10 protein-coding genes and 1 pseudogene are annotated in these 13,970 nt (G+C 48.1%); 4 read left to right on the top strand and 7 right to left on the bottom strand.

Annotation, left to right across the window (positions count from 1 at the left end; translation table 11 throughout):
• Positions 1-722 precede the first annotated feature (722 nt).
• The 4 genes and pseudogenes from DW083_RS21180 to DW083_RS21165 form a co-directional block, all read right to left on the bottom strand.
• Positions 723-1,634 (bottom strand): nucleotidyltransferase, encoded by a 912-nt coding sequence (locus DW083_RS21180; RefSeq protein ID WP_122333766.1) that lies wholly within the window; start codon positions 1,632-1,634, stop codon positions 723-725.
• Between the two features lie 84 nt (positions 1,635-1,718).
• Positions 1,719-3,257 (bottom strand): alpha-N-arabinofuranosidase, encoded by a 1,539-nt coding sequence (locus tag DW083_RS21175; protein ID WP_122333765.1) that lies wholly within the window; start codon positions 3,255-3,257, stop codon positions 1,719-1,721.
• A 29-nt stretch (positions 3,258-3,286) separates the two neighbouring features.
• Positions 3,287-4,747: a glycoside hydrolase gene (locus tag DW083_RS21170; protein ID WP_122333764.1), complete on the bottom strand. Its 1,461-nt coding sequence runs from the start codon at positions 4,745-4,747 to the stop codon at positions 3,287-3,289.
• 31 nt (positions 4,748-4,778) lie between these two features.
• Positions 4,779-7,084 (bottom strand): annotated as a pseudogene (locus DW083_RS21165) (beta-galactosidase).
• Positions 7,085-7,274: 190 nt separating this feature from the next.
• Between DW083_RS21165 and DW083_RS21160 the strand changes: the two are divergent.
• The 3 genes from DW083_RS21160 to DW083_RS21150 all read left to right on the top strand — a co-directional run bounded on the left by DW083_RS21160 (position 7,275) and on the right by DW083_RS21150 (position 10,685).
• Positions 7,275-9,320 carry a M13 family metallopeptidase gene (locus DW083_RS21160; RefSeq protein ID WP_122333763.1) on the top strand — a complete coding sequence of 682 codons (2,046 nt, stop codon included), beginning with the start codon at positions 7,275-7,277 and terminating at the stop codon, positions 9,318-9,320.
• Between the two features lie 175 nt (positions 9,321-9,495).
• Positions 9,496-9,744 carry a hypothetical protein gene (locus tag DW083_RS21155; RefSeq protein ID WP_122333762.1) on the top strand — a complete coding sequence of 83 codons (249 nt, stop codon included), beginning with the start codon at positions 9,496-9,498 and terminating at the stop codon, positions 9,742-9,744.
• A gap of 224 nt (positions 9,745-9,968) precedes the next feature.
• Positions 9,969-10,685, top strand: coding sequence for a DUF5020 family protein (locus DW083_RS21150; protein ID WP_122333761.1), 717 nt, complete (start codon positions 9,969-9,971; stop codon positions 10,683-10,685).
• Positions 10,686-10,699: 14 nt separating this feature from the next.
• On the opposite strand, the gene DW083_RS21145 is transcribed toward DW083_RS21150, so the two are convergent.
• From DW083_RS21145 to DW083_RS21130, 3 genes are all read right to left on the bottom strand, one after another.
• Positions 10,700-11,638, bottom strand: a complete 939-nt coding sequence (locus tag DW083_RS21145; protein WP_122333760.1) for a calcium/sodium antiporter — start codon at positions 11,636-11,638, stop codon at positions 10,700-10,702.
• 206 nt (positions 11,639-11,844) lie between these two features.
• Positions 11,845-12,051, bottom strand: a complete 207-nt coding sequence (locus DW083_RS21140) for a hypothetical protein (RefSeq protein ID WP_115501330.1) — start codon at positions 12,049-12,051, stop codon at positions 11,845-11,847.
• Between the two features lie 349 nt (positions 12,052-12,400).
• Positions 12,401-12,805, bottom strand: a complete 405-nt coding sequence (locus tag DW083_RS21130; RefSeq protein ID WP_115501329.1) for a hypothetical protein — start codon at positions 12,803-12,805, stop codon at positions 12,401-12,403.
• Positions 12,806-12,894: 89 nt separating this feature from the next.
• Between DW083_RS21130 and DW083_RS21125 the strand changes: the two genes are divergently transcribed.
• Entirely contained in the window at positions 12,895-13,797 is a 903-nt protein-coding gene (locus DW083_RS21125) for a 1,4-dihydroxy-2-naphthoate polyprenyltransferase (RefSeq protein ID WP_122333768.1), read from the top strand.
• Positions 13,798-13,970: the final 173 nt, after the last annotated feature.

Here is a 13,970-nt window from a genome sequence, read left to right as displayed (position 1 = left end):
GCAAAAGAGAGCCTGCGGCAGAGGGGTTATTGTAAAAAACGCATTTTTTGAGCTCGAAAGGTCCCCTAATTCAAACAAATGTCAACCCACTTTTCAGCCGTCAAAAAGGAGCTTTTTCCTATGATCCGGTATCTTATCGCCATGAAGAGGGACTTTATCGCTCTGATCCGGAACTTTATTGCCCCGAAGTCAGACTTCATATAGTACGAAGTCAACCTTCAGAGCGATGAAGCGTTACTTCAAGACTATTTTCTGCGCACCTCACGGCAACAAGCCTCCAAAATTTCCTTGGGATATTTGGAACGCAGTCCGCCTTTGTCTGCAAATATTCGATTCTCCGGGAGTTAAGGTTTATCACTTTGCTGCTGTTTCCGGTTTCCGATAATCAAATTGTACGCTTTTGGGGATGGGCTCGGCACCTCATTTTCTCTGTTGTCATCCGAGTGGGTTAAAACCGTGAAAAGAGTCAATCCAAAACCGATCAAGATTTCGGACGAAATAGAAAAACAGTCGAAACAGGGGGTTAATGTATATTTTTCAATTTGCAGAAGGTCCAAAACTAAGAATATCTGAGTCAAAAGAGCAGGCTTTGTAGGAGGATGTGTCAAAAGGACATATTTATATCCATCGAAAAGCACTTTATATAAAAAAACACCCCACAAGTTAAAACCTGAGGGGTGTTATATGTAGCGCTTTGTAGCGCAAATATCGGAATCTGATTCTTAGAACAGCTTATCCGGATATTCTCCGGCATCGACTAATGCCTGGATCTTGTCAACCACTTCCTGGCGGTCTTCCGGATAGGTGACGCCAAACCATTTGCTGGCGGTATCCAATACTTCGACTGTGGCAGTTTTGTCGCTGATCAACTTATCGACCATCAACGGGATGAAGAACTCGCTCTTCAGGTTCTCCATGTTCTTCGGATCGCTCAGGAATGTCTTGAAGAATTCCTTGCTGTAGGCGAAGTAATCGGGAGTGAAGCCCCAGAAGTTCATGCTGACCGGTGTCGTGTCGGGAGTTGCCGTCCATTCGCCGTTGTCGTCGATGTACTTCACTTCGCCGTCGATGCGCTGGATCTTCGTGCGTTCTACAACCGAAGTCAGCAGGTTGTTTGCATCTGTGCTGCAGATACCGCGTGAAACCGTACCGCTTTCGCTCAACGTGTTCCCTACGCGGAAGCCTACCATCGAATATACATTCTTAGAGCCTTCGGGCAGTGCGGCGAGGAACTTACCCATTGTCTGGAAAGAGTCGCGGCCGTAGAAGTCGTCGCAGTTGATAACGGCAAACGGTTCCTTGATCACGTCGGCACCCATCATGACAGCATGGTTCGTACCCCAGGGTTTTGTCCGTTCTGCCGGACAGGTAAAGCCTTCGGGCAGGTTGTCCAATGCCTGGAATACCAGCTCGCATGGGATATGGCCTTCATACTTGGATATGATCTTGTCGCGAAAGTCTTGCTCGAAATCTTTGCGGATAACGAATACGAGTTTACCGAAACCGGCGTGAATGGCGTCATAAATGGAGTAATCCATGATTGTTTCACCGTTAGGACCCAGTCCGTCCAATTGTTTCAAGCCTCCATAGCGGCTTCCCATTCCGGCAGCCAATAAGAATAATGTAGGTTTCATAATCTTTAAGTTTATATATAGTGTTTTTGTTTTCTCCGGACAAAAGTAGGAATTAATTGACAATTGACAATTGACAATTGAGAATTAATTTACTTCCAGCACGACAATTGATTTGGCAGGCAGGTTGATCTTCAGTTGCCCCTTTTCAATCTTGGCACCGTTGAAGGTCGCCGGTTTTACAGCATCCGGTTTTTCAAAGGTGTTGTGGTCGTTGATGGAGGCGGAGGTCAGGATGCGTCCGTTGACACGGCTGATCTTCTGTCCCTGCAGGTCGAGCGTGATGTTTTGCGCATTGTCGACATCCACGTTTGCCAACGAGATATGGATCGCCCCGTTCTTGTCTTTGGAGGCTGAAGCGCTTACCATCGGCACTTCGCGGTCTCCGCGCACTTTCGCCTTGTCGCAGATCAGGTCCATCGGCAGGAAGGTCGCGTCCTGGTGCACATTATACATCTGGAAGACGTAGTAGGTCGGCGTGAGCAACATCTTCGGTCCGTTCGTCAGAATCATGGATTGAAGCACGTTGACGATCTGGGCGATGTTGGTCATCTTGACGCGGTCTGTATATTTATGGAACACGTTCAGAGTGAGGGCTGCCACGAAAGCGTCGCGCATGGTGTTCTGCTGGTACAGGTGGCCGTTGATCGTTCCCGGCTCTTCGTCCCACCAGGTGCCCCATTCGTCTACCATCAGGGCGATTTTTTTCTGCGGGTCGTACTTGTCCATGATCTGGATATGCTTCTTGACGACATCTTCGATTTCGAGGCATTTGCCCATTGTCCAATAATAGTCGTCCTTGTTGAACTCGGTTGCGGAGCCTTTGCTGCCGTTCCATCCTGTCACCGTGTAATAGTGGAGGGATATCCCGTCCATGCGTCCGCCCACGTTCTTCATCAACGTCTCGGTCCAGTTATAATCGTAGTCGCTGGCACCGCTGGCGATCTTGAAAAGCCGGTTGCCGTCGTAGTTGCGGCAATAGGTGGAGTAGCGGCGGTAGAGGTCGGAGTAGTATTCGGGGCGCATGCTTCCGCCGCATCCCCAGCTCTCGTTGCCGACACCGATGAACTTCACTTTCCAGGCTTTGTCGCGGCCATTTTGGCGGCGCAGGCGTGCCATCGGGCTGTCGCCTTCCGAAGTCATATATTCCACCCACTTGGCCATCTCTTCAACCGTTCCGCTACCGACGTTCGCACTGATATAAGGCTCGCAGCCTAACAGTTCGCAAAGGTTCAGGAACTCGTGCGTGCCGAAGCTGTTGTCTTCGATCGTCCCGCCCCAGTTGTTGTTGACCATCTTCGGGCGGTTCTCTTTCGGTCCGATGCCGTCCATCCAATGGTATTCGTCGGCAAAGCAGCCGCCCGGCCAGCGTAGGTTGGGGATGTGGAGGTCTTTCAGGGCTTGCAACACGTCGTTGCGATAGCCTTGCGTGTTGGGTATGTCGGATTCGGGGCCTACCCACAATCCGCCGTAGATACAGGTTCCGAGGTGTTCGGCAAACTGCCCGTAGATGTGTTTGCTGATCTGCTGTGTCCCTTGTTGCGGGTAGATGCGGATGCTCGCGTCTTTCTGCGCAAGCAGAGGCAGCGCGGCGGCTGCCATCAGGCTTACTAATAGTGTTTTCATGTAAATATATGAATTTATAAGTTGATGATTTATCGCATAAAATATCCAATCGAATTGTCAATTGTCAGGACGAATGTCGTCAACGACTTGGCCGGACTTACATACGTCTGCTTTTTCCCTTTGAAAGAGACTGCCGGGAACGGCTGGCAATCTTCCGTCTCGCTTGTCCGCCAGTTGTTTACAGCCGTGATCTTGCCGGAGAACTTGTTCAGGTCGATATTGAAAGAACGTTCCCGCTCTGTCGTGTTCAAAACAGCTACAACCACCTCTTTGCCCGAAGGGGAGAGGGCAGCTAATGTATGCTCGTTCCCCGATTCGATAAAGGTATAACCCTGTTTGATGAAGCGGGAGATCTGCATACGGACATACAGGTTCTTGACCGGTTTATATTCCTGTGTCTTGAAGTTACCGCGCATGACGCACCATTCGCCGTTGTTCTCTTCCATCAACTGCCAGTCCAGCCAGGCTTGCGGGCGCATGATCCGCAGGTCGTCGAACATCTTTTGAGCAAGCAGCAGGTTACTTTCAAAATCCCTGCCTCCGCTGGGGCCGGTTTCCGATTGCCAGAAGGGTTTGCCTGCCTGGCGGACAAGTTCGCGTACGGCTTCCCGTTCCGCGTTTGTGCCGGAATAGGTATGCGTGTTGAGCTGTCCCAATTTATCCCAGATGTCACCGGCTGCCTGATAGGCTTTCTGTACGGTCAGGAACTGGTCGAGATTGGTCTCGTCGGATGCCGACAGGACAGTAGTGAGGCCGGATGCTTTCAACTTCGGGTATAGCATCCGGATGATCTGTATCTGGGTGGCGGGTTCGAAGTGACAGCCTTCCTGGCTACCTTCCGCATACCAGTAGTTGGAGTACGACTCGTTGAAAGGCTCCAAGGTCTTGAAGTCGATCTGGTAGGCCGCCTTGTAGTGTTTGCAGACATCCAGCAGGTAGTCGCAGAACATCTCGTAGTACTCCGGCTTCAGGTTATCCTTCAACGGGTCTACATTCCCCGCCGCACAACCGCTGTAGGTCATCCAGTAGGGGGCGGAGTTTGAGAATGCTTCGAAGATGGCATCCGGACGCTTCTCTTTGATCTTGAGGAGAATCGTACGCTGCCCTTTGTCCGCATTCCAGTTATAGGGAACTGTGGGAGAGTCCTTGAACCCCTCCATTTCAGCCCGTTTCCCTTTCCCTTTGACCATGTGGCCATCTGCGTGTGCAGGATCGTCGCCGCCTCCGATGTTATAGCGGAAGATATTCATGTTCAGTTTGTCGGGAGAGGTGATCAGGTCGACGATTTCGTCCACCTTTTTCTCATCCCAGTTGCCCACTTGGGCAGCCCACCAGCAAAGGGAGCTGCCCCAGCCTTCGAGCTGCTGGTGGCGTTGGGACGGATCGATCACGGCCACTTCGCTATCCGTGCTTTCCGGTTGGGCTGCATGGGAAAGGCTCCAACCGGCGGATAGGAAAGCTGCGCAGATGATAGCTGTTTTCAATTTCATAATGTATGTTGTTTACGGCATTAATGATTGGTCAGAATTTGAACGGGCTCATCTTGGCATACGCTTTGTATTCCTTGATCATGCCCGGATATCCTTCTTCTGCACGGGGCAAATACCGGAAACCGGTGATAACGACATCTTCTCGGAGGTCGAGTACGAACTGGTGCGGGTATTTATCTCTGTAAGCCGTGCTCCAATAGGTCGATTCCTGCAAGTCGAAGATTTTATCGGCGGTGAAATTGCCTCCTCGTGTCTCTTCGCTGTCGGCATAGGCGATCTGCCAATGCTGGCGGGAAAGCGGTTTGCCGTTTTCGCCCAACAGGTAGAACTCGGCGATGGCAGCATTGTCTTTGCCATTCTGTGCATTCAAACCTTCGAGGCAGAAGAAACGGGCTTTGACCGGAGCGTCGAATTTAACTTCCTGCCATCCGTTTCCGGCTTGCAGGGCGCCTGCGGCTACCGGCTTCTCGTTTTTGAGGTCGAGGTTCTCGCCCTCTTTGCGGTGCGTCATCGGTGTTTCTGCACGGAGCATATCCAGGATCGGTTTGTTAAGACCGGTGATTGTTGCTTTCTTCGGGCCTAAAAGGTCGAGCACGATGATCTCGTTTTCGCCTTCCTTCAGCCAGCAGCCCGGCATGAAGAGCGTCTGCTGCGGTCCGATTTCCCAGAAACGGCCCATGGCTTTTCCGTTCACCCAAACCATGCCTTTTCCCCATGTCTGCATATCGAGGAAGACGTCGCCTACCTTATCCAGATTGAATGTGGCACGATAATAAGCCGGTCCGTCCACTTTCTTTCCCGGAGCATATTTCTTGTCTTGTACAAACGAGTAGTCTACCGGTAGGTTATATACCTGCCAGTTTTTCAACTCCTGTGTCGAGCCTTCGTTGAGCAGTTCCACTTTTTCGGTGATACCTTTACGGTCGTGGATTGCGATGTCGAAGTTGACGCGTCCCATCGCTTCTACCAGGATGTCCAGCTGGGTTCCGGCAGCTAACGCGGGCAGTTTGAGGGAGTTTTCGCCGCGGCGGCGGTCCAGGCGTCCTAACAGTTTGCCGTTGGCATAGACCTGTGCCCAGTCGTGCACTTCTGTGATCAGCAGAGTCGTGCCCGATGTCACGGCAGGCAGGGTGGTCCGGTACAGGATCGTGCCCCAACCCTGGTCGAACTGTTCCATCGGTTTGATCTCTTCGGATGTTTTCGGTTCGGGCAGGTTATCGAATAAGGGGGCTGTTTCGCTCATCTCAAATTCGGGTATTTCGATGAGGGGTTGTGCAGCCGGCACTTCGGATTGCGTTTCTCCTTCATCCATATAATTGGCAAGCAGTTCGCGCAGTTTGAAATATTTCGGAGTCGTCCATCCGGCTTCACTGATCGGTGCGTCGTAATCGTAAGAGCTGCACATGGCCGAGTAGGCCGGGCTGTTGGCGCCACCCCAGTGGCCGAAAGTCGTACCTCCGTGTGTCATGTAAAGGGAGAATGATATGTTACGGTCGAGCATATCCTTGATTCCGGCAACCATCGTTTCGGCGTCACGCGTCTCATGCTTGCGTCCCCAATGGTCGAACCAGCCGCTCCAGAACTCGCTGCACATCAACGGGGTGTTCGGGCGAACCTCTTTCAGCTTCTTGAACTGTTCGTCTATATTGGCTCCCGTACCGAAGTTAATCGTCCAGACCAGGTCGTCGAGCGCATTGTTCTGGAAGTTGGAACTCCAGTCGCACTGGAAGAGGGGGACATCCGTAAATCCGGCGCCTTTTACAATGTCGCGGATATTGGCGATATATTCCTTATCCGTCGCATACGAACCATATTCGTTCTCTACCTGTACCATTATAATATTACCGCCCTTTGTGATTTGCAGGTCGGCAAGCTGTTTGCCGATTTCGTTCATGAAGAGCTTCGTACGTTCCAGGAAGTACGGGTCGTTGGTACGCAGTTTGATATCTTCTTTCTTCAGCAGCCACCAGGCAGTCCTCCCATTTCCCATTCCGAGCAAACGTAAGGGCCGGGGCGCAACATGATATACATATTATGCTTTTGCGCCAGGCGGCAGAAGGCGGCAATGTCGTTTTGTCCGCTGAAATCGAACTCGCCGGGCTTTTGTTCATGTATATTCCAGAATGCATAGATACAGATCGTATTCATGCCGAGTGCTTTGCAGAGTTGGATACGGTGCTCCCAGTATTCGGCCGGAATACGGGTGTAATGGATTTCCGCAGCCTTGATCACAAAAGGTTTTCCGTCTAATAGGAATGTTTTGTTACCGATGGCGAAAGATTGTTCTCCCGCCGGCTTCCGGTTACAACTCGAAAAAGCGATTAGCAACAGGACCATCAAGCAGATGGCAGTGTTTTGTAGATACTTCATGATATAAATTAAGTTTATAAATATTTTCCGGGGATAAAAGTACATAAAATACACTTATCTGCAAGTGGATTTATGGTTCATAATAGGAAAAAATAGTTCTATTTAGCTCAATTTGTGTACCTTTGCAGCATAGATAAATGTATAAACGTTGAACAAAATGAAAAAGTTAATGGCGATACCTCTTGTTGCAGCCGGAATGGTTGCAATGGTAGGATGCAGCAAAACTCCTGTGAAGGAGGCTGCTAAAAATGACGCAATCAATCTGGCAAACCTGGATACGGCCGTAGCTCCGGGTACCGATTTTTACCAGTATGCCTGTGGCGGCTGGATGAAGAACAATCCGCTGAAACCGGAATATGCACGCTTTGGTACTTTCGACCAGTTGCGTGATAACAATCAGGAACAGATCCGTACCCTTATCGAGGGATTGAGTGCCGAGCCGCAGCCGGAAGGTAGCGTAGGGCAGAAGATCGGTATGCTGTTTGCGATGGGGATGGACAGTGTGAAGTTGAATGAAGACGGGTATGCGCCGATCAAGGAACAACTTGCCGAAATCAACCGGTTGGGCACAAAAGACGAGATGACAAAAATGGTTGCCACTCTCCATAAAGAAGGAATGGCTCCTTTCTTTGCCCTGTTTGTGGATGCCGATGAAAAGAACAGTTCCATGAATATCGTACAGCTGTACCAGGCCGGCTTGGGTATGGGCGACCGCGATTACTACCTGTTGGAAGACGAAAGCAGCCAGAAGATGCGCGAGGCTTACAAAGAATATATCACCCGTTTGTTTACTCTGACCGGCAGTTCTCCCGAACAGGCCGATGCCGCAGTCAATGCCATCATGAAGATCGAAAAAGGCATTGCCGAAATCTCCTTCAGCCGCGAAGACCTGCGTGATTCCCAGAAAAACTACAATAAAATATCCATAGAAGACTTCAAAGCGAAGAATGATCCGCTGAACTGGGATGTCTATTTTGAAAGTATGGGCCTGATGGAGATCAAATATCTGGATGCAAAACAGTTGCCTTTCTACGAAGGCCTGGCAGCCCTGATGAAGAATACGACGCTGGACGAGCAGAAGTATTATCTGACGTTCAACCTGCTTAGTGCCGCCGCCCCTTATCTGAGCGATTCTTTTGTGGCGACTAATTTTGATTTCTACGGAAAGACGATGTCCGGACGCCAGGAACAGCAGCCGCGCTGGAAACGTGCCCTGTCTACTGTCAACGGCGCTTTGTCGGAAGCTGTCGGCCAGATGTATGTCGCTAAATATTTCCCGGCTTCTTCAAAGGAAAAAATGTTGAAAATGGTGGGCGATCTGCAGAAAGCCTTAGGTGACCGGATTGCCGGACTGGAATGGATGAGCGATGCGACGAAGGCAAAGGCGCAGGAGAAATTGGCTGCCTTTATCGTCAAGATCGGTTATCCGGACAAATGGCGTGACTACAGCAATTTAGAAATCAAAAACGATTCTTACTGGGCGAATGTACGTCGCTCTAACATCTTCGAATACAATTATATGTTGGCGGACGTAGACAAGCCTGTCGATAGAGCCCGTTGGGGGATGAGCCCGCAGACCGTAAATGCTTATTATAACCCGACGACAAACGAAATCTGTTTCCCGGCAGCCATCCTGCAACCTCCTTTCTTCAATCCGGAAGCTGACGATGCCGTGAACTACGGTGCGATCGGTGTCGTAATCGGTCACGAGATGACGCACGGGTTTGACGACCAGGGACGTAACTACGATAAAGACGGCAACCTGAGCGATTGGTGGACAGCCGAGGATGCGGCTCTCTTTACACAACGTGCCGACCGCCTGGCCCAGCAATATAGCGATATCATTGTGGTGGACAGCGTCCATGCCAACGGCCGTTACACATTGGGTGAGAACATTGCCGACCAGGGTGGCTTGATGGTTTCCCACCTGGCTTACCTCAATTCTCTGAAAGGAAAAGAAACGCCGGCGCCGATCGACGGTTTCACCAACGAACAGCGTTTCTATCTGGGATACGCCAACCTTTGGGCACAAAACATACGTCCCGAAGAAATCCTGCGCTTGACCAAGATAGATCCGCACTCATTAGGCAAATGGCGCGTCAATGCCGCCCTCCGCAACATCGATGCATTCTACACTGCGTTCGATATCAAGGAAGGCGATCCGATGTATATGTTGCCGGCTGACCGGGTGGTTATTTGGTAAATGAATCTACATAAATAGAATAAAGCTGTGTTTTATAAGCCTATGAATGGGCTTTGGACACGGCTTTATTATTTAAAAGGATAGGTCTGACAATTGAAGTACCCTTGTTCTTATTGATTGTTATTCAAAATAATGTATCTTTGTCTTGTGAACGAAAAACAAAGGAGGATACAATATGACAGCACTCGAATTAGAAGCCGGGAAAATAGAACTTATTCGCGAAATACTAAGGATTGATAATCGTGACGTCTTGGATAGAGTTCGTTTGGAAATTCGCAAATGGCTTTCCATTAGCGAAAGAATACCTTGTTCCTATACATTGGAGGACGTAAAGCAACGTCTTTCCATAACTGAAGCTGATGCTATTGCGGGAAGAGGTATAATTGAAGAAGAAGCGAATGATATAATAGATAATTGGATATGAAGAACCCAATCTTGGCTTCGAGGAGTATCTTTTAAAAAATTGTGGGACATTGGAGTACCGCTCATTGGTAATAAAAAACACGAAGGTCATATATACTATCCATCCTGATTATATATTCATACATATGCTATGGAATTGTAGGCGACAGCCTGAATCTTTGCAGTCTGAGGTAAGTAAAAGACAATATTGAAGGATACGGATATAATCTAACAATTCTGGATAAAATGAAAAAGCTCTTTATGCTGGCAGCTTTGTTGGCGATTGTTTTCTGTGGGAAGGCGCAGAATGTACAGTTACATTATGATTTCGGCGGTGCGCTTTATGATAAGGACCTGCACGGGCGCCCGGTTCTGACCTCTACGGTCGAGATGTTCAAGGCGGATAAGTGGGGTAGTACCTATTTCTTTATCGATATGGATTATACCAGCAAAGGTGTTGCCGCCGGATATTGGGAGATTTCCCGCGAACTGCGTTTCTGGCAACCGCCATTCTCCATACATGTCGAGTATAATGGTGGAGCTTCCAACAGTTTTTCTTACAATAATGCCTATCTGGCTGGTCCTACCTATACATGGAACAATAAATCGTTCACAAAAGGCTTCACCCTTACCTCCATGTATAAATATATCCAGAAACACAGACAACCCAATAATTTCCAGTTGACAGGGACTTGGTATATCCATTTTGCCAAGAACGGCTTGTGTACCTTTATCGGCTTTGCAGACTTTTGGCGCGAACAGACATTTTATGAAGACGGCAGTCACCGGAACTTCATCTTTCTCTCGGAACCCCAGTTTTGGGTGAACCTGAACAAGCTGAAACGTGTTGACGATAAGTTTAAACTAAGCGTCGGAAGCGAGGTCGAGCTGAGTCAGAACTTCGGTGCCCGTAAAGGATTCTATGCAATTCCGACATTGGCTGTTAAATGGACGTTCGATTGATTTGCTCTTCCAGTTTATATCACATCCCGGAACAGCCAGAACACATAGATGACGTAAACGATAACCAAAACCAATCCTTCTGTCCTTGTAATTTTCTGCCCGCTTTTTACCAGAGGCAACAAGAGCAAGGAAATCGCCAACATGACAAGAAGGTCGATGTAGTTCACATTCTTTGCTACGATAGGCTGTACCAGTGAGCAAGAGCCGGCAATCGCCAGAATGTTGAACAGGTTTGAACCGACAATATTGCCGATTGCAATGTCTGTTTTACCTTTGGAGGCGGCTACAATGGTTGTTGCCAGTTCCGGCATGCTTGTCCCGGCGGCAATAATTGTAAGCCCGATAACAGCCTCGCTCAGACCGACTTCTCTGGCGATGGAGACGGCGTTTTCGACTAACAGGTGGGAGGCAAAGATCAGAACAACTAAGCCGCCTACAATTTCGAGTGTGTCGAACGCCCAGTGCCTGGGTTGCTCTTCCAGTTCCAAGTTGGGCTCTTCACCATGTTTGCGGGAGTAGTAGAGGCTGAATATGGTGTAGAGAATAATGCCGGCCAGGAAGAAACCGCCTTCCATCCTGCCCAATTCCCCATTCCAGAAAAAGATTGTCAGCAGTATCGTTGCAATCAGCATAACCGGTATATCGATGCGGAGCAATTGTTTTTTGGCTTGAAGCGGATAGATGGTTGCCGAAATACCTAATATGATTCCGATATTGAAGATGTTGGAACCGAGAATGTTTCCAATCGCTATTTCTCCTTCGCCTTTAAGTGCCGCATTCAGGCTTACTACCAGTTCCGGTGCGCTTGTTCCGAATGCGATAATTGTCAGGCCGATCACCAATGGTGAAATTTTGGCTTTGAGAGCTAAAGCGGAACTCCCCTGAACCAGCCAGCCGGCTCCGATATAAAGAGCAACCAGCGAAAGAATCAATAACGTCAGACTTGTTATCATGGCCCCTTCTTCCTTATTTGTTTGTTAATCAATAAAAATGTCTTGCTTCCTGCTGCCCGGCAAAGAACCTTTGCCGTGACCAAGTTAACAGCAAGTTGTTTTTATAGGCAGAAAAACGTACCTCGGAAAACCTCGGGATCACCCCGAAGTAAGCAGCAGGAAGCATTATAGACATTCAGTTAGGGTTGTTAGGAATTCGTATATAATTAATATTCGTATTCTCCATGAGAACTACTGGCTTCCTGACGCATACCAATGATACGCAAAACAATCATCGCTATACTCAGCAGGGCAAGACCACCCATTGTTATCTCTTTAATTAACATATTTGAGAAGTCAGTTGTTCCGACCAATACCAAAATAATGAATGACAACATCATGATTGCATCCACTAAGTCTTTATTTATTTTCATTTCTATGTCTTTTTGAGGTTGTATAATCCGGTTTTTATTTCTCATCGACAGCCGTTTCTTCCGTGGTGGAAGGCGTACTGAGCCCCTTCATGATACCATACAGGCCTGTGCCAAGAGCTCCCATTACGACTACAAGTTTTAAATAGTCGTTCGGATGATGGAACTGCAAGCGAGTACACAACCGATAATAGTAATGATAATATAAATATAGATGCTGGATTTATTCTTTTTTGTAGACATAATAATTTGATTTTTAAGTGAATAATAATTTGTTCGCATTCCGGAGAATGCAATAGATAAGCGGTATGGAACAAGTATTCCATACAAAAGACGAATTATTCACTTGGAATCAAATAATGATTTTCCGCAGGCCATACACATGATAGCCCATACGGCAAAGGAGAGTCGAAAAGTTAATGGTTTGACATATTGTTACCTCTTCAGATACTTTCCGCAAAAGATTGATTTCTTTCAGACGGAAGTACTGGATTGTTTTTTCTTCAATCTTCAGTAATCGTATGTTTATCGTGTTGCTGACAGTCTGGACTGTTCTGCGCGGCGTCAGACAGTTGCTGCCTTTCAGGTCGCAGGTCAATATTTCCAGATTATGTTGCATATCGGCAGCGCCCTTTTCCATCATAATAGCCTCTTTCTGTGCCGACAAGTCGGACGCAGTGCAACTTTTCTGTTCCTCTTCAGGAACAAAAAGCAACATGCCGAACAGCAAGGTTAATATGAATAGAAAATTCTTCATGCTGCAAAGATATATGAATTCTTGTGTAAAAAGCAAATCTATGCCCTTTTTGTTTTTATTTTTGCACACGAATTATGCAGAAGAAAGAAATGGAACATAAAAAAACTATAGTCGGAGCTTGGGTGGAAGCGGCTCGTCCCAAGACGTTGCCGGCTTCGGTGAGTCCGGTTTTGCTGGGAAGTGCGTTGGCTTATTATGACGGGGCGTTTGATGTTTTGCCGGCAATCCTTTGTTTGTTGGTGGCGCTTTTTGCCCAGATCGCCAGTAACTTTGCGAATGACTATTTTGATTTTAAAAAGGGTGCCGACAGGGAAGACCGTCTGGGTCCCGAACGGGCAGTTGCCCAGGGATGGATCAGTCCGAAAGCGATGTTGGCGGGTACGTTTGTTATGTTAGGATTGGCTTGCCTGTTTGGTCTGATGCTGATTTTCTTTGCCGACTGGCGGTTGTTGTTGGTGGGGGTGGCGATTGCTGTCTGTGTGCTGGCCTATTCTGCCGGGCCGTTTCCACTGGCCTATAACGGGTTGGGAGATGTTTGCGTGCTCTTGTTCTACGGGATTATCCCGGTTTGTTTCACCTATTACATACAGACGTTGAGTTTCTCATTACTGTCTTTTTTGCTTTCTGTCGCTCTGGGACTTTTGTCAGTCAATATTTTGGTCGTCAATAACTACAGAGATTATGAGCAAGACAAGGCGGCTCGAAAGCGTACTACAATCGTGCTGTTCGGCCGTCGTTTTGGGCGGGTGTTCTATATAATGAATGAATGTGTGGCGTTTATCCTTATCCTTCCGCTATTGTTGGATGCTCCTTGGTGGGCTTTGTTTCTATTCGGGATACTGTTCGCCCTCTGCTTCTATACGACCCGCGAGCTGTTTACACTGGAAGGAAAAGCCCTGAACCGTACATTGGGGCATACTGCGCGGAATGTATTCTTTTTCGCTCTGATTCTTTCCGTATTATTTGTGTCTATCGGGAGTGGTGTATATTGATTTATGTATCAAGTTTTGGGTCTCCTGCAAATAAAAAAATAGACAATAACCCCCTGTTTCGACTGTTTTTCTATTTCGTCCGAAATTCTGATCGATTTTAGATTGACTCTTTTCACGGTTTAAACTCCCCTTCCTGACAATAGAAAAAACGAGGTGCGCAGCCCGTTCCGAAA

It is taken from the genome of Parabacteroides sp. AF48-14 (assembly GCF_003477465.1).
In the GTDB taxonomy this organism is placed as follows: domain Bacteria; phylum Bacteroidota; class Bacteroidia; order Bacteroidales; family Tannerellaceae; genus Parabacteroides; species Parabacteroides acidifaciens.
Note: the sequence above shows the minus strand (reverse complement) of the source record. Positions and strands in the feature narration are given on the sequence as shown.

What these genes read in the sequence shown, in the direction of transcription:
- DW083_RS21180 (WP_122333766.1), bottom strand. Translation starts at nt 1,634, where the DNA reads ATGAAACCTACATTATTCTTATTGGCTGCCGGAATGGGAAGCCGCTAT.
- DW083_RS21175 (WP_122333765.1), bottom strand. Translation starts at nt 3,257, where the DNA reads ATGAAAACACTATTAGTAAGCCTGATGGCAGCCGCCGCGCTGCCTCTG.
- DW083_RS21170 (WP_122333764.1), bottom strand. Translation starts at nt 4,747, where the DNA reads ATGAAATTGAAAACAGCTATCATCTGCGCAGCTTTCCTATCCGCCGGT.
- DW083_RS21160 (WP_122333763.1), top strand. Translation starts at nt 7,275, where the DNA reads ATGAAAAAGTTAATGGCGATACCTCTTGTTGCAGCCGGAATGGTTGCA.
- DW083_RS21155 (WP_122333762.1), top strand. Translation starts at nt 9,496, where the DNA reads ATGACAGCACTCGAATTAGAAGCCGGGAAAATAGAACTTATTCGCGAA.
- DW083_RS21150 (WP_122333761.1), top strand. Translation starts at nt 9,969, where the DNA reads ATGAAAAAGCTCTTTATGCTGGCAGCTTTGTTGGCGATTGTTTTCTGT.
- DW083_RS21145 (WP_122333760.1), bottom strand. Translation starts at nt 11,638, where the DNA reads ATGATAACAAGTCTGACGTTATTGATTCTTTCGCTGGTTGCTCTTTAT.
- DW083_RS21140 (WP_115501330.1), bottom strand. Translation starts at nt 12,051, where the DNA reads ATGAAAATAAATAAAGACTTAGTGGATGCAATCATGATGTTGTCATTC.
- DW083_RS21130 (WP_115501329.1), bottom strand. Translation starts at nt 12,805, where the DNA reads ATGAAGAATTTTCTATTCATATTAACCTTGCTGTTCGGCATGTTGCTT.
- DW083_RS21125 (WP_122333768.1), top strand. Translation starts at nt 12,895, where the DNA reads ATGGAACATAAAAAAACTATAGTCGGAGCTTGGGTGGAAGCGGCTCGT.